Genomic DNA, 15,187 nt, shown 5'->3' on the forward strand with positions numbered 1-15,187 from the left:
AAGTAATTTAAAAATAGGTGCAAAGGTACGTATTCCTAAACTGGTTATGAGTGGTATTTGTTTTTATTTTAGGCTTTTAGAAATTCAATCAGTTTATGAAAGGCCAAACCTCTATGACTTATTTTGTTTTTTTCTAAAGAAGACATCTCAGCAAAAGTTTTAGTAAACCCTTTTGGTTTAAAAATGGGATCATATCCAAACCCTCCAGTACCAGAAGGTTCTTTAGTGATTTCTCCATCGCATATTCCTACAAATTCTTTTATCTCGTTGCCGTTTATGAAAACAATGACTGTTTTAAATCTTGCTGATCTATCTTCAGCACCTTCGAGATTCTTGAGTAACTTTTCCTTATTGGCTTCATCGCTTTTTTCTTGTCCAGCATATCTTGCAGATTTGACTCCTGGCTTTCCGTCCAAAGCCTCAACTTCAAGCCCTGTGTCGTCTGCGAAACATGGTAAATCATATAATTCTGAAATCGTTTCAGCTTTTATTTTAGCATTGGCTTCAATCGTCTCTCCATATTCCACGATTTCTTTGTTATAGTCTAAATCATTTAGAGATAGAATTTGAATATGTTCTGGGAGTAGCTCTTGTATTTCCTTGACTTTATTTGGATTGTGTGTAGCGAAGATCAGTTTCATAAGATTCCTTTTGCTTTTATTTCTAAATATTTATTGATGGTATTCACAGATAAATCTTTAGGCTTAGTCAATACGGTTTGAATGCCGTTCTTTTCAAGCTCTTTTACCATTAATTGTTTGTTGTAGATAAATTCCTGGGCAATCGTTTTTTCGTAAATTTCTGTCAATTTGGTGGTTGACTTGTTAGCCAGTTCATCAAGTTCAGTATTTTCAAAAAAGATAACTACCAGAAGGTGAGACTTAGCCAAAGCTCTAAGATAGGGGAGTTGCCTCTTCAAACTTGTGATGTGTTCAAAATTGGTGTACATCATCAACAAACTACGCTGAGTAATTTTTCTCCTACTATGTGCGTAAAGTCTATTAAAATCAGACACCAAAAAATTAGATTCTATCCCGTAAAGAGTTTCCAATAAAGTATTTAAATGTGATTTTTTAGAATTGGCAGGTATAAAATTGTCAATTGTATCAGCAAACGTGAGCATACCAACTTTGTCTTTCTTTTTCAAAGCAATATTGCTGAAAGCCAAAGAAGCGTTAATGGAATAATCTAACAAAGACAAACCTTCAAAAGGCATTTTCATCACGCGGCCTACATCAATAATATTATAAATAGGCTGTGATTTTTCATCCTGATATTGATTTACCATTAGTTTGTTATGCTTGGCAGTTGCCTTCCAGTTAATGGTGCGGATATCATCGCCAGTTACATAATTTTTAATTTTCTCAAATTCCATGGTATGCCCAATCTTCCTAATTTTTTTCATCCCATAGTGACTCATTTTTTGGTCGATGGAAAGAAAATCTAAAGCTCGCATTTGAATAAATGAAGGATAAACTTTTACCATAGCTTCATTTTCGAATCTATAGCGCCGCTTGACTAATTTTGATTTGGTGCTGATGAAGCAATTGAGATACCCAAATTTATATTCTCCTCGTTTTACAGGAGTCAGCGAGTAATTATAATCTCGTTTTGAATTTCCTTCCAAGGATAAGATTTTTAAAAAATCTCTCTTCTGAAATTGCACTGGTATTTCATCTATTATTTCCAGATGAATAAGGAAGTTGTATTTATTTTCAAAATGAAGCTCAACTGCATTGGCATCGCTGTTTGAGAATTTTTCTGGCAAAATTCTATCTGCAGAAAACTTATTTCCATTGAATAATCTGAAAATTTCAATCAACAGTATTCCAATAAAAATAATCAATAAACCAGAACTGATGATAAATAGGCTTTCAAACCAAAAGGAAATCAAAAACAGACCCGATAAGCTATATAGAACTGTATAAACCCGTTTACCAAAATAAAGAGATGAAATAAATTGACGCACTATCTAGGAATTTCTATAGATTTCTGAATGAGATCGATAACTTGTTCTGGAGTTGTGCCTTCCATTTCCTTTTCTGGTGATAGAATAATTCTATGATTTAGTGTTGGTTTCAGGCTTAATTTTACATCTTCCGGAGTCACAAAATCTCTTCCTTGTATGGCTGCAAAAGCTTTCGACGCTTTAAGAATTGAAAGTGAGGCTCTTGGTGACCCACCAAGTAAAAGATGCGGATGTTTCCTGGTTTGTAAAACAATTTCAGCGATATAATCAAATATTTTATCTTCAACTACAATATCATGAATTTGATCTCTGAATTTAAGCAAAGTTTCTACATTCATAACCGTTTCAATTTCATCTAGAGGAAGCCCAGATTTACGACCATGGTGAGATTTCAATATCTGGACTTCTTCTTCCAGATTTGGATATTCAATTTTTAATTTGAATAAAAATCTATCCAGTTGAGCTTCAGGTAAGGCATACGTTCCTTCCTGTTCGATGGGATTTTGAGTGGCAATCACCATGAATGGAGGTGGCATTTTATATTCCTTTCCATCCATTGTAATTTGTTTCTCTTCCATAACTTCAAACAGAGCAGCCTGAGTTTTAGCAGGAGCCCGATTGATTTCATCTATCAAAACTATGTTAGAAAAAATTGGTCCTTTCTTGAATTCAAAATCAGATTGGTCCGCTTTAAGGATAGATGTTCCCAACACATCACTCGGCATAAGGTCTGGTGTGAATTGTATTCTGTTGAATTTAGTATTTATAGATCTGGCGAAAAGTTTTGATGTAATGGTTTTAGCAATACCGGGAACGCCTTCTATAAGTACGTGACCATCTGTAAGTAATCCAACGACAAGCAGTTTTACAAAATCATCCTGACCTACAATAACCTTAGCAAGTTCTTTGCTGATGGCTTCTACTGAAGATTTCAGTTCTTCTAAAGGTATTCTATTATTGAATTCTATTGAATTTTCTTCTTGCATAATCTAGCTGTTGAAAGTTGTAATTTTTTTATCTAATATTTTTAATTCGTCTTCGCTGACGACTTCGGAAGTATTAATGCGTTCAATATACTGAAATAAAGCTTTTAAGTCTTCATAATCTTTATCGGTTTTGGAAGCTAAATCTTTCAAAAATGAGGTATTAATGTCATTTGTGGATAAATGATAGGCAGACCTGATGTGTTCCAAAAAGGTTGTGATTTGTTTCTGAGCTATGACTTTATGGTCTTTTTTATCCAAATACATTCCTGCGATGGTTTGTGCAAACTCGTAAGACCGATTTTCGACAGGAGGAATTATTGGAATAGGACGTTGTTTGCGTTTACCTCCAAATATTATAAATAAAAGTGAGGTAACTATTATGAGATAATAAGTTGACTTTAGATAGGGGTTGGATAGTAGATAATACAATGGATTTGAAATTCTTTCCTTTCCAGATTTGTAGTAATTGTCCCAGTATAATGGTTGATTGAAGTCTAAATATCCAAGAGTTCTTGCTGTGTAGTCACTATTGTTGCCATCTACCATGAAATAATTGGTATAGACTTGCGGGGCAAGATGAAGAAGGAATTTTCCTTTCCCCCATTCAATTTCAACGAAATTGGTATGATTTAAGCTCTCAGCTTTAGTGTTTTTTGTCTTTACAATACCTAAGTTTTTTGTTACAGCTGAATCAATTTCAGAAAAATACAGATATTCAAAAGTTTTTTTTGATGTCCTAAAATTGGATAACTGAAGAGATTCTTCTTTCAGATTAAAACTAGGTTGATATTCAATTTCAGAATTACTTACATGAAAACTAACATCCAGATTTAATGTATCCAAAAGCAATTTTGGAATACCTTCTGAGGCTATAAAAACTGTGTTTCCAGAATCTACCCAACTTAAAAGAGCTTCATTCTCTTCTTTAGTCAAATTGACGTAATTGTTCAGAAAAAAATAAGTTCCTTCTCTTTGTATACTATCTTGAAAAATTTCGAAAGGCGATTGGTTAAAATGCTCAATTTCTGGAGTAAAGTTTTTGAAACTCTCATAAAATATTTCCGTAGCAAGTGCTCTGTCATCTGTATGCAGGTAACTTGGAGTCCAGTCAGTTGGTTTTTCTTTTGTAGCATCCAGTATGATGACTAGAACTATAAGCCCAATCAATCCCCAAAGCAAAGCTTTCATCTTTTTATCCATTTGCTTTGGTATTTTGAATAGTTGTGATTATGGCTTCAAAACGATTTTTAGCTTTTTTGTATTCTGTAATTTCCAGTTGAAAATCACCATACCACACAAATTCGTAAAATCGCGATGCATACGTAAAATCTGACTTGATCTCTTCTTGAGAAATTTCAGACTTGTAATCTGCATTTGTCTTCTGAAATTGATATTCGATAATATTGTTTTCTTTCAAATTTTTCAGAATATTGAGAAATAAATACCGGGATGCCAGCCTAAAGTTGGTTTCAGACTCTGCTTCTTCGATGAGCGTTGACAAATCTTTTTTCAGAACTAAACGTTCATCTTCAGACAGGTTGATTTCTGTTTTACTTTCAGGGACTTTTTTTCGTTTTAAAACATAATATTTATTAAAAAGCCAAACAATAAGAACGAGCAGACCGACAATGAGAAGAATTTTTAAAATCAAGGCTAGATAGTTCCAGAAATTTCCTTCTGAAACACCAGAAAATATCCAGTCAAGAAATTTACTCCATTGAAGATTGATCCAGTTTTGAAATTTTGACCAAGCTGACTCATCTTCAGTATATTTGAAATAGTCATAGTCATCATCTGCCTGATAGGATTCAATAATGGATTTATCAAACTCTACAACTTTTGGATGACTCTTTAAGCTATCGCTGGCTTGAGGCTGTTCAGTAGCCATCATTAATCCAGTCCCTATCAAATTCAGAATAAAGAATAAAATTAAAACATGAAATAAATGATTTGATTTAACTTCCAATACGGTCGATGTCTTCTAAAGTTCCTGTTTTGTTATGGTACTCATTCAAGTTGAAATAGATAAGGGCAATACTAATGAGAGTTACTATTCCTAAAATGTATTGTGCTAAAGCTGACAAAACATAAAAGGTCATGTATAACCAATTGCTGGCAAGATTTGCAGTTCCTGCAGCTCCTGTTTCTTCGATAGATGTGAATGTTTCCATAGCACTCATTATTACTATAGGAAGTTGAAATAAACCACTTATCAACCATATTAGTATACTTATGATAAGTAAAGTAGCGAAAGATATCCACCAGTTTTGTTTGATGAGTTTGAAACATTCTGAAAATGCATCTGAAAATGATTTTTCCTGAAATACAATAATTGGAAAAATTAAAGATAATGGAACTATTAAATAAATACCTGGTAATACGCATAACAGAAAACCAATAGAGACTAAAATTCCAACGACAATAAGACTTAATAGGGAGTTACCGAAAAATTGACTGATGAAGTGGCTTACGTCTTCATCTTTGATTTCACCTTCGTTCTTGACATAACTTTTAATGATGCTATTGATAGTAGTAATGCTTAGTGCTGAATAAGCAATAGACGTTAAGCTCAATAAGAGAATAGCTAATCCGGTTTCTGAAATCATTTCTAACAAAAAGTCTTGAGGATTCCCATTGCTTAAAAAATCTCCAGTAATATTTAAGGACTCGTATTGATAATATGTACTCATTGCTACAACTAGAAGTAAAAGCCATCCAACATGCTTTATATAAAGCCTAAATATAGATTTATATTCTTCTCTTATAAACTTGAATGTGTCTGAAATAATAGAGCCAAGATCACGCTCTTTCTTAAAGTTGATGTAGTTGTTTTGCATGTTTGTTATGGATTAGTTGTGGTAAGATAATGTAATAATAAATAATTAAAAATAATGATGATACTATAATTATTATGGCGAGCCAGTCTGGCATCCCTGTAAGACGAGTTACAAATCCTTCCAAAAACCCTGCAATTATAAAAAAAGGTATGGTGCTTATTACAATCTTAAGACCTGCTTTTACACCTTGACTAAATGATTGAAGCCTGGTATAAGTTTTAGGAAACAAGAGACTTTTTCCCATGACGAGTCCTGCACACGCAGCAACAATGATGACCGATATTTCAATGGTACCATGAATCCAAATGGTTCTGGCAGATTCCCAAAGCAAGCCCTGTTCATAAAAAAAATATTGAAACGACCCCAGCATGATAGCGTTTTGTATAACGATATAGATGGTTCCTAATCCAGCAAGAATTCCAGCAACAAAGGCAAGCAAGGCGACTTTTATATTATTGAGTGTGATCCCTAGAAACATGTCCGTTTGGTTGGCCTTTTTGTAAACTGCCATAGGATCTCCTTTTTGTATGTTTTCTATTGTTGCATTGACGTAGGCATCTCCCAGAATCAGCCTTACAAATCCATCATCTGCTGAAGCAGAATAAGCTCCAACAGCACTGAAACCAATAAAGAGAAGAAATGCTAAAAGTAAAGTAGACCTGTATTTGTAAAAAAATAAAGGAAATTCTTTAGTATAAAATTGATAAATCCTGTTTTTTGATTCTTTTTTAGTCTTGTAGATTTTTTGATGAATTCCTACCGAAAGTTCATTAAGATAGGCTAAAGTCTCGCTATTGGAATAGAAAGTTTGAGCATAATTGAGATCTTCAGTAAGCTCTACATACAGTTTTGAGAGTTCGCTTGGAGAAATGCTGATATTATTTTGCACAACCCTTTCAAATTTTAACCATTTGTCTTTATTTTGCTTGACAAAAGCCGCCTCTCGCATCTGTGATATAATTTATTCAAAGAAACACAATCTATGAGTCATTTTCAAATCGAAACTGCACAAAATGTAAAGATTAAACAAAGTGTAGCCACAGTTTGGGATAGAATATTGGCTTACATTATAGATTTTATAGTAATCATGGGCTACATCTTAGCGACTACAGCTATTATGTCTGGATTATTAAATATCTCTCCATTTGAAAGTGCTGCAACATCTCTTGTACTTGGATTACCACCTTTTTTATACCACTTATTGATGGAAACTTTTATGAACGGTCAAAGTATCGGTAAGGCTTCCATGAGATTACGAGTGGTAAATATTGATGGCTCAACACCACAATTTTCTAGTTATTTAATTCGTTGGCTCATCAGAATAGTAGAAATAAGTATGACTAGTGGTGCAGTTGCCATAGTTGTGATATTGATGAATGGAAAAGGGCAACGCCTTGGAGATCTTGCAGCCAAAACAACAGTAATTTCTGAAAGAAGAAAAACTGGGTTTAGAAAGATGCCATTATTTGAAATTGATGATACTTACTCGCCACAATATCCTCAAGTAGCCACACTGAAAGATGAAGATCTTAGACGTATAAAATCAATTTTTGAAAAAGCCAAAAAAGATCAAACTATCCTAGATAAATTAAGCTCTAAAGTAGCTAAACAACTTGATGTGGAAATAACTCAATCTCCACAATCTTTTATTCAAACTGTATTGAAGGATTATCAATACTATAGCACTCACTAATGGATTATACTTTAATACTAGATATACTCGGTGTCATCGCTTTCTCTATCTCCGGAGTGCTCACTTCACTAAAAAAACGAATGGATGCATTCGGAATTCTCATTATTGCTTTTGTGACTTCGGTAGGTGGAGGTACTTTGAGAGATGTTTTACTTGATGTTCCTGTTATGTGGTTGCAGGATATGACTTATGTTTACGTCATCATCGTTACAGCAATTCTTGCTGTAATTTTCAGAAAAAAATTATCCTATTTAAGAAAATCTCTTTTCTTATTTGACACACTTGGCATCGGACTTTATACCGTAGTTGGAGTTGAAAAAGGAATTGCCGAAGGATTTCCTGCGATTATATGTGTTGCACTTGGAACCATAAGTGCATGTTTTGGAGGTGTGATCAGAGATATTTTATGTAACGAAATTCCTCAAATATTTAGAAAAGAAATATATGCTACAGCCTGTATTTTGGGAGGGTTTAGTTATTTTATTTTTCTTAAACTTAATTTTCCGGTAAGTTTAATATTCATATTATCTGGTTTAGTAGTGATTATTGTCAGACTTTCAGCTGTGATATTTAAGCTTTCATTACCATCAATTTATAAGAAAGACGAAGATATAGAGGATTACTGGTAGTTTATCTTACAACTTTCATTTCCATTCCTACATTTTTGAGCGGCCATTCACTAGCATCAGTTTCTAAGTCATCAATTTTTTCGACTACTTCCATTCCTTTGATAACTCTTCCAAAGACAGTATGGTCACCATCGAGATGATAAGCTCCGTTTGGTTTTGTAACTACAAAAAATTCAAAAGGGGAAGAAGCATTACTTACATTTTGCTCCGCATACTTTGCAGCGGATACTGCTCCATAATCATGAGGATATTTTTGAGTAAACTCGTTTGGAATTAAATAATCGCCAATGGCTTTTCTGAATTCATGAGTTGCCATTCTATCGCTGTTTCCTCCTTGTATGACAAAATTGCTATCCACTCTATGAAACACTGCTGTGTCAAAATAGTCGAGTTTAACTAGCCTTAAGAAGTTGGCTCTGTGAAGTACGGGCTCAGGAAATAGCTCAATAGTAAAGGTTCCAAAATCAGTTTCAATATCTACAACTGATTCTGGATTTTCTTTTCCGTATTTTTTCAAGAAAGGAATTAACTCTTCTTGTTCTAGAAATTTTATTTCAGATAAGTCTTTATCTGTTCTACCATTTGATGGAATATTTACTTCAATCTTTTCTGCAATTGTATCTTTATCAACTTCAGATTCTTTAGTTGAATTATCTTTGTTTTCTTTACAAGAAACTAGAATAGTTAACAGACATAAAATATAAAATGGACTTTTCATCGCTGACAGATTTGATTTCAAAATTAAAGAAAATAGAACTTCCTGGCGAAACTTTTCATTATGATCTCGCTCCTTTATTTCGTCAAGATGAACTAAAACGTATTGACTTAAAGGGGAAAGATCCAAATTATGCAGGAGTTTTGTCTCTTTTATATCCAAAAGACGGGAAAGCATACATGGCTTTCATCCTCAGGAAAACTTACAAAGGAGTTCACTCCAACCAAATAGGATTTCCTGGTGGACGAGTAGAGGAAATAGATGAAAATATAATGGAAACAGCTTTAAGAGAAACCGAAGAAGAAATAGGTATTTCAGCTAGCAGTATTCAAATTATAAAACCACTTACACAATTGTATATACCTCCTTCCAATTTTCTAGTCCATCCTTTTCTAAGCATCATAGATTTTGAGCCTATTTTTGTTTTACAAGAAAGTGAAGTAGAAAATCTTATAGAACTTCCACTCTCTATTTGTCTTGATAAATCCAATTTTAAAAAGGAAATTATAGACGCCTCTTATGCTAAAAATGTAGAAGTGCCAGCTTACAATTTTGAGGGTCATGTGGTATGGGGAGCTACCGCAATGATTTTAAGCGAAATAAGAGAACTCTTCTCAAGATTAAGATAAGTCTATAAAACCGTATATTTGTAATCAACTTTTTGAGATATGGGCTTATTCAAGAAAAATCCTTTTGGACATTATCTATTTTTAAAAAAATGGCTGATAAGGATAATGGGAGGACTTACTCATCAACGCTATCAGGGTTTTAATGATCTTCAGATAGAAGGTTCTTCTATCATAAAAGATTTGCCAGATAGAAACGTTCTTTTTGTTTCCAACCACCAGACCTATTTTGCAGACGTGGTCGCAATGTATCATGTATTCAATGCTTCTTTAAGCGGAAGAGTGGACAATATAAAAAATGTTGGTTACTTGTGGGATCCAAAACTAAATATCTATTATGTAGCTGCAGCAGAAACAATGAAAAAAGGTCTTTTGCCTAAAGTTTTGGCTTATGCAGGTTCTGTAAGTATTGATAGAACTTGGCGAGCTGATGGACAAAGCGTTAACCGGCAGGTGAAAATGAGTGATATTTCCAATATTGGTAAAGCTCTTAATGATGGCTGGGTAATAACATTTCCTCAAGGTACAACAAAGCCTTGGAAGCCTATTAGAAAAGGAACAGCGTTTATAATTAAAAAATATAAACCTGTTGTTGTACCTATTGTAATAGATGGTTTTAGAAGGTCTTTTGATAAAAAAGGGATCCGTATTAAAAAAAGGAATATTCTTCAATCTATGATTATTAAGGAACCATTAGAAATAGATTACGAAAATGAAGATGTAAATAGTATTATTGAAAAAATTGAATATGCTATAGAACAACATCCTTCATTTTTGAAAGTTATTCCAGAAAGCGAAATTAAAGCTCATGAATCTCTCAATGAGCAAAGACGCTACAGTGCCAAAAACAAGAAGAATTAAGACTCAAAGTTAAATCTAATTTAAAGTTAGCTCTCAAATTTGATATTGATTTGTTTGAATTTATATTCATACAAAACTAAATATCATGAAAACTTTAAAATTTAATAATAACGATCAAATAGACGCGATAGGATTAGGAACTTGGAAATCTGAGCCAGGTGAGGTCAAAAAAGCTGTAAAACATGCTCTTACCATTGGTTACAGGCACATAGATTGTGCAGCCGTTTATGGCAATGAAAAAGAGGTAGGTGAGGGGTTAAAAGAAATTTTTGATGAAGGAAACATCAAAAGGAGTAACGTTTTCATCACCTCAAAACTCTGGAACAATGCTCACCGCAAAGAAGATGTAAAGCCAGCTTTAGAAAAAACACTTAAAGATTTACAACTTGATTATTTAGATTTATATCTTATGCACTGGCCAGTAGCGTTCAAATCTGGTCTGGAAGGCTTTCCGGAGTCAGATGATGACTTTTTATCTTTAGATGAAGTTCCCCTCAAGGAAACTTGGGAAGCAATGGTTGATTTGAAGAAGGAAAACTTAGTTAATCATGTAGGGGTTTCTAATTTCAGCAAGAAAAGACTGAGTGATTTGATGGAAGAAACAGATTTCGTTCCAGAAATGAATCAAGTTGAATCTCATCCGTATTTACATCAACATGAGCTTAAAAAGTTTTGTCATGATAATGGCATCCTAGTAACCGCATATTCTCCATTGGGAAGTCAGGATAGAACTGAAGAAATGAAAGCAGATGATGAACCTACTTTGCTTGATAATGAAGTAGTAAAAGCTATTGCAGAAAAACATAAAGCTACACCAGCACAAGTTCTTATTCAATTTCATTTAGAACGTGATGTCATCACAATTCCTAAATCAACCAACAAAGAGAGGATAGAAGAAAATTTCAAAAGTCAAGATGTAAATTTAGATCCTGATGATATGAAAAAATTTAGTGAAATAAATAAGCATTACAGATATGTGAACGGAAAATTTTTTGAAACCTCTGATGGTAAATATTCCAATATTTTTGATGAATAAATTTTCATCTTAATTAATATAAAAGCCTGAATGAAAATTCAGGCTTTTTTTGTGCAATAAATTTCACTGATTTACCATCCATGGACTGAAGCCCCATCTTGAAAAGATTGTAGAATCTTAGCTTCATAATCCAATAAGTCAGACCATTTTTGGTTAACTTCTTCTACGTTATGATATTGTCTTGCAAAACCTAAAAACATGGTGTAGTGATTAGCTTCACTAATCATCAACTTACGGTAAAAGCGTCTTAGTTTTTCATCGCTTAATTCTTCAGATAATAGTCTGAATCGTTCACAGCTTCTAGCTTCTATCAAGGCTGCATAGAGCAATCTGTGAGCAAGCTGAGTTTGCCGACTACCGCCTTTTGGGAAGAAAGTAACTAGTTTTGCTACATAATCGTCTTTGCGGTCTCTGCCCAAGGGTATATTTTTTTCTTTCAATAAATCGTGTACCATTTTAAAATGACTCATTTCTTCTTGAACCAATTCCGTCATGGCAGTTACAAGTTCTGTATATTCAGGAAAAGAAACAATCAATGAGATAGCAGTAGATGCAGCTTTCTGTTCGCAGTAAGCATGATCGATCAAGATTTCATCTATATTTTTTTCAGCAATGTTTGCCCATCTTGGGTCAGTAGGTAATTTAAGTCCAAGCATAATTATATATCTAGGTCAAAAGTTGTTCTCAGTAATTCTAAATTAGGATTTTTATCTCGTAATTTTTCAAATTTTTCACGGGGTGTGTATACATACTTCTTTTCAGATTTATGATTCACCGTGATATCAAGACTTATTAAAGTATTCTGTAATTTGTCTTTCAAAAACCTCATCAATTCACCTTGATCTTGAAGTAAGTTCAATTTCATAGACTCATTAGGAAGTTCCAGTTTTATGACGTGTCCATCGAGTTTGGGCTTAGACGTACCCATTACAGACGCAACTATTTTACTTCCATTATCACTCAAAACCTGCATGTAATCTTTCCATGCTTTGAGCATATCTTCTTCAGTAAATTCAGCAGTTAACTTTTCTTCTTCAGGCTTATCTTTTTTTTGCTGTTCCTTAAGACGTTTCTTTTCCTGAATACTCTTTATAGAAAGACCATTTACCTTTTTGGGAAGGTCTTTTAGCGAGGGTTTTATTTTTTCTTGTGGTTCTTCAGCTAACTGTTTCTCTTCTGATTTTGCCTCTGTCGGCTTAGTGGTTTCAGCTTGTGAGCTTATAGCTTCAGTTGATTTATTGTCAACGTCTTGAGGTGGAGAAGGTTTTAAAGTCTTGTCTTCAGTTTCAAATTTACGTTTATCTGAAGCTTTTTCGACAACCTTTTCAGTAGAGGGTTGATCATTAGTTGATTTAGAAAATCCAGATGAAGTTTTTTTAACCTCTTCTGGACTTAAGATGTTGTGTTTAATCTTTTTTTTTTCTGTTGAATTAGGATCTGTGAGAGATGCTAATTTCATGAGACACAATTCCACATGTAAACGCTGGTTTTGACTCAATTTATAGTTAAAATCACAGGTATTAGCCAAGTCAATTCCTTCTTGTAAAAACGTATAAGACGTTGCTTGCGATTGTTCGAAATATTTGGATTTCGTACGTTCTCCAACTTCTAGTAAAGCAATAGTTTGCTGATTTTTGGAAACCATCAAGTCTCTGAAGTGAGAGGCGAGACCAGCAATAAAATGCTGACCATCAAAACCTTTGGCCAGGATCTCATTAAAGTAAATTAAAGCTTCAGGAATATTGTTTTCAAGTAATAAATCAGTAGTCTTAAAAAAAGTTTCGTAGTCTAAAACGTTTAGATTTTCTGTAACTGCTTCTCTGGTAAGATTGTTTCCGCTAAAGCTAACAACCCTATCATAAGTAGACAAGGCATCACGCATGGCTCCATCTGCTTTTTGAGCTATGATATGCAAAGCATCTTCATCTGCATTGACACCTTCTTTTTTAGCAATTTCTGCCAAATGTTCCTTGATGTCCCCAACAGTAATGCGTTTGAAATCGAAAATTTGGCAGCGCGATAAAATTGTCGGAATTATTTTGTGCTTCTCGGTAGTTGCTAATATAAAAATAGCATGCTTGGGTGGTTCTTCCAGTGTTTTTAAGAACGCATTAAAAGCTGCTTGAGAAAGCATATGCACTTCATCTATAATATAGACTTTATACTTTCCAGATTGTGGGGGGATTCTTACTTGGTCTGTAAGGTTTCTGATATCATCTACAGAATTGTTGGAAGCTGCATCCAATTCAAAAATATTGAAAGCAAAATCTGTAGTTTCATCATCAGTAGCATCCTGATTTATTTTTTTGGCGAGAATTCTAGCACAAGAAGTTTTTCCAACACCTCTAGGCCCTGTAAAAAGTAGCGCTTGAGCTAGATGATCATTATTGATAGCATTGAGCAGAGTATTTGTAATTGCTCTTTGTCCAACAACATCTTCAAAAGTTTCAGGTCTGTATTTTCTGGCTGAGACAACAAAATGTTCCATAACACAAATATAGTTTTATGAATAGTATACGACAACGCTACATCGATTTTAATTTTGAGTATTCATAGAAGTTTTTTGTAAATGCCTTTTCAATTTTTTTATCTGCCAGTTTTTGTCCTTCAGAATCAGCTTCATGTTCCTCTTGCCGTTCTTCAGCAATAGTGGTCAATTCTAATTTGGCGTAAATCGGAAAATGATCAGAACCTATTTCTGGTAATACATGAATTCTATTTAAACTAAACTCTTTACTGTGGAACAAATGGTCTAGTGGCCACCTCAATAATTTATGTTGTGCATGAAATGTGCTAAAACGACCGCGGCCAATTCTAGGATCTAATAATCCACTTACTTTTCTAAACAAACGCGTACTTCTAGACCAGGCCACATCATTGAGATCTCCAAAAACAATAACAGGTTCATCAAGCCCTTTTACTCGTTTGGCTACAATCAGTAATTCTGCATCTCGTTTGGTAGACGTTTTTGCTTCTGTAGGGCTAGGTGGTTTAGGATGAAGTCCATAGAGTTTAATTTTATGTTGTTCATCCAATCTTAAATAAGCTTCGATTGAAGGTATATCATCTTTTAAAAGGTAGTTTATTTTCACATCTTGCAATTCTATTTTAGAATATAAATGCATTCCGTAGAAGTTATCTTGTGGGATTTTTACCGTAAACGGATATTCATTTTCGATCGATTGAAGCGCTTTTTCCCAATCATTATTGCTTTCTAAAGTCAGTAAAATATCAGGCTGGTATTTTTTAATTTGACGAAGTAACTTATCATAATGAGTGTTAGACATCAGTACATTGCTTGCCATTAAACTCACACAATTTGAGGAACTATCTGGAGTAGTTCTCAAGACTTCTTTTTTTAAAAATGAGGTATAAGGAAGTATTTTTTTAATATGAAAGAAGATGGCGAACAATACCGAACCTGTTCCAATCCATTGAAAAAGACTACTAAAGTTAAAGTAAACCATACCAGCAAACAAACCAAATAGGCTTAATACCAATAATTGAACTTTAGGAAAATCAAACAGTCTCACTATCCAATGATCTATTTTGAACAAAGTCACAAATGCAAAAATGGACATCAGGATTTGCCAAATAATGACGGTAGTAATCATTGAAGTTATTTGTCGTTTTTAGCAATTATCCAAATGGCGTGAATAATGCCAGGGATAAAGCCTAAAATAGTAAGTAAGATATTGAGCCAAAAAGCAGGTCGAATTCCTATTGTAAGGAAAACTCCCAATGGTGGAAGTATGATTGCAAAAATAATTCTTAAGATACTCATTGATTTAGGTTTTATTATTCAACTAATCTAGATGAAACTAATGATTTCAAC

At 33.7% G+C, this 15,187-nt stretch carries 17 protein-coding genes; 5 read left to right on the top strand and 12 right to left on the bottom strand.

The features are described 5' to 3' along the window. Positions 1-68 precede the first annotated feature (68 nt). Genes rdgB through ACFQ0R_RS01240 form a run of 7 tightly spaced genes read right to left on the bottom strand, consistent with a single transcriptional unit; the run spans position 69 to position 6,741 of the window. Positions 69-641, bottom strand: a complete 573-nt coding sequence (gene rdgB / locus ACFQ0R_RS01210) for an RdgB/HAM1 family non-canonical purine NTP pyrophosphatase (protein ID WP_379656545.1) — start codon at positions 639-641, stop codon at positions 69-71. Next, positions 638-1,969 (bottom strand): DUF58 domain-containing protein, encoded by a 1,332-nt coding sequence (locus ACFQ0R_RS01215; protein WP_379656546.1) that lies wholly within the window; start codon positions 1,967-1,969, stop codon positions 638-640. Before ACFQ0R_RS01215 ends, rdgB begins: the two co-directional genes overlap by 4 nt. Next, positions 1,969-2,955 carry an AAA family ATPase gene (locus tag ACFQ0R_RS01220; protein WP_379656547.1) on the bottom strand — a complete coding sequence of 329 codons (987 nt, stop codon included), beginning with the start codon at positions 2,953-2,955 and terminating at the stop codon, positions 1,969-1,971. The genes ACFQ0R_RS01215 and ACFQ0R_RS01220 overlap by 1 nt, the downstream gene beginning before the upstream one ends. Positions 2,956-2,958: 3 nt before the next feature. Then, complete coding sequence (locus tag ACFQ0R_RS01225; RefSeq protein WP_379656548.1) at positions 2,959-4,155, bottom strand: DUF4350 domain-containing protein; 1,197 nt, start codon at positions 4,153-4,155, stop codon at positions 2,959-2,961. Further along, positions 4,148-4,921 (bottom strand): hypothetical protein, encoded by a 774-nt coding sequence (locus ACFQ0R_RS01230; protein WP_379656549.1) that lies wholly within the window; start codon positions 4,919-4,921, stop codon positions 4,148-4,150. Before ACFQ0R_RS01230 ends, ACFQ0R_RS01225 begins: the two co-directional genes overlap by 8 nt. Further along, positions 4,911-5,792 carry a hypothetical protein gene (locus ACFQ0R_RS01235; protein ID WP_379656550.1) on the bottom strand — a complete coding sequence of 294 codons (882 nt, stop codon included), beginning with the start codon at positions 5,790-5,792 and terminating at the stop codon, positions 4,911-4,913. Before ACFQ0R_RS01235 ends, ACFQ0R_RS01230 begins: the two co-directional genes overlap by 11 nt. Continuing rightward, on the bottom strand, positions 5,767-6,741 hold the full coding sequence (locus ACFQ0R_RS01240; RefSeq protein ID WP_379656551.1) for a stage II sporulation protein M: 975 nt from the start codon (positions 6,739-6,741) through the stop codon (positions 5,767-5,769). The genes ACFQ0R_RS01235 and ACFQ0R_RS01240 overlap by 26 nt, the downstream gene beginning before the upstream one ends. Positions 6,742-6,774: 33 nt before the next feature. Between ACFQ0R_RS01240 and ACFQ0R_RS01245 the strand changes: the two genes are divergently transcribed. Both ACFQ0R_RS01245 and ACFQ0R_RS01250 read left to right on the top strand, forming a co-directional pair. Further along, positions 6,775-7,485, top strand: coding sequence for an RDD family protein (locus tag ACFQ0R_RS01245; RefSeq protein WP_379656552.1), 711 nt, complete (start codon positions 6,775-6,777; stop codon positions 7,483-7,485). Next, on the top strand, positions 7,485-8,114 hold the full coding sequence (locus ACFQ0R_RS01250) for a trimeric intracellular cation channel family protein (RefSeq protein WP_379656553.1): 630 nt from the start codon (positions 7,485-7,487) through the stop codon (positions 8,112-8,114). The genes ACFQ0R_RS01245 and ACFQ0R_RS01250 overlap by 1 nt, the downstream gene beginning before the upstream one ends. A 1-nt stretch (position 8,115) precedes the next feature. Here ACFQ0R_RS01250 and ACFQ0R_RS01255 read toward each other — a convergent pair whose 3' ends face one another. Further along, a complete protein-coding gene (locus ACFQ0R_RS01255; RefSeq protein ID WP_379656554.1) occupies positions 8,116-8,832 on the bottom strand; it encodes a peptidylprolyl isomerase in 717 nt (238 codons plus the stop codon). Here ACFQ0R_RS01255 and ACFQ0R_RS01260 point away from each other — a divergent pair. The 3 genes from ACFQ0R_RS01260 (at position 8,820) to ACFQ0R_RS01270 (ending at position 11,352) form a co-directional block, all read left to right on the top strand. Continuing rightward, the gene (locus ACFQ0R_RS01260) at positions 8,820-9,458 is read left to right on the top strand and encodes an NUDIX hydrolase (RefSeq protein WP_379656555.1); all 639 of its coding nucleotides are present in this window, start codon (positions 8,820-8,822) and stop codon (positions 9,456-9,458) included. The genes ACFQ0R_RS01255 and ACFQ0R_RS01260 overlap by 13 nt on opposite strands. 39 nt (positions 9,459-9,497) lie before the next feature. Then, positions 9,498-10,316 carry a lysophospholipid acyltransferase family protein gene (locus tag ACFQ0R_RS01265; RefSeq protein ID WP_379656556.1) on the top strand — a complete coding sequence of 273 codons (819 nt, stop codon included), beginning with the start codon at positions 9,498-9,500 and terminating at the stop codon, positions 10,314-10,316. Positions 10,317-10,401: 85 nt separating this feature from the next. Further along, on the top strand, positions 10,402-11,352 hold the full coding sequence (locus tag ACFQ0R_RS01270; RefSeq protein WP_379656557.1) for an aldo/keto reductase: 951 nt from the start codon (positions 10,402-10,404) through the stop codon (positions 11,350-11,352). 71 nt (positions 11,353-11,423) lie between these two features. On the opposite strand, the gene miaE is transcribed toward ACFQ0R_RS01270, so the two are convergent. The 4 genes from miaE to ACFQ0R_RS01290 are packed head-to-tail and all read right to left on the bottom strand — an operon-like array spanning position 11,424 to position 15,136. Then, positions 11,424-12,008, bottom strand: a complete 585-nt coding sequence (miaE, locus tag ACFQ0R_RS01275; RefSeq protein WP_379656558.1) for a tRNA-(ms[2]io[6]A)-hydroxylase — start codon at positions 12,006-12,008, stop codon at positions 11,424-11,426. Positions 12,009-12,010: 2 nt separating this feature from the next. Further along, complete coding sequence (locus tag ACFQ0R_RS01280) at positions 12,011-13,840, bottom strand: DNA polymerase III subunit gamma/tau (RefSeq protein WP_379656559.1); 1,830 nt, start codon at positions 13,838-13,840, stop codon at positions 12,011-12,013. Between the two features lie 37 nt (positions 13,841-13,877). Continuing rightward, the gene (locus tag ACFQ0R_RS01285) at positions 13,878-14,966 is read right to left on the bottom strand and encodes an endonuclease/exonuclease/phosphatase family protein (RefSeq protein ID WP_379656560.1); all 1,089 of its coding nucleotides are present in this window, start codon (positions 14,964-14,966) and stop codon (positions 13,878-13,880) included. Positions 14,967-14,971: 5 nt separating this feature from the next. After that, positions 14,972-15,136 (bottom strand): YqaE/Pmp3 family membrane protein, encoded by a 165-nt coding sequence (locus ACFQ0R_RS01290; RefSeq protein ID WP_379656561.1) that lies wholly within the window; start codon positions 15,134-15,136, stop codon positions 14,972-14,974. Between the last annotated feature and the right edge of the window lie 51 nt (positions 15,137-15,187).

Source organism: Psychroflexus salinarum (assembly GCF_042677225.1).
Lineage (GTDB): Bacteria > Bacteroidota > Bacteroidia > Flavobacteriales > Flavobacteriaceae > Psychroflexus > Psychroflexus salinarum.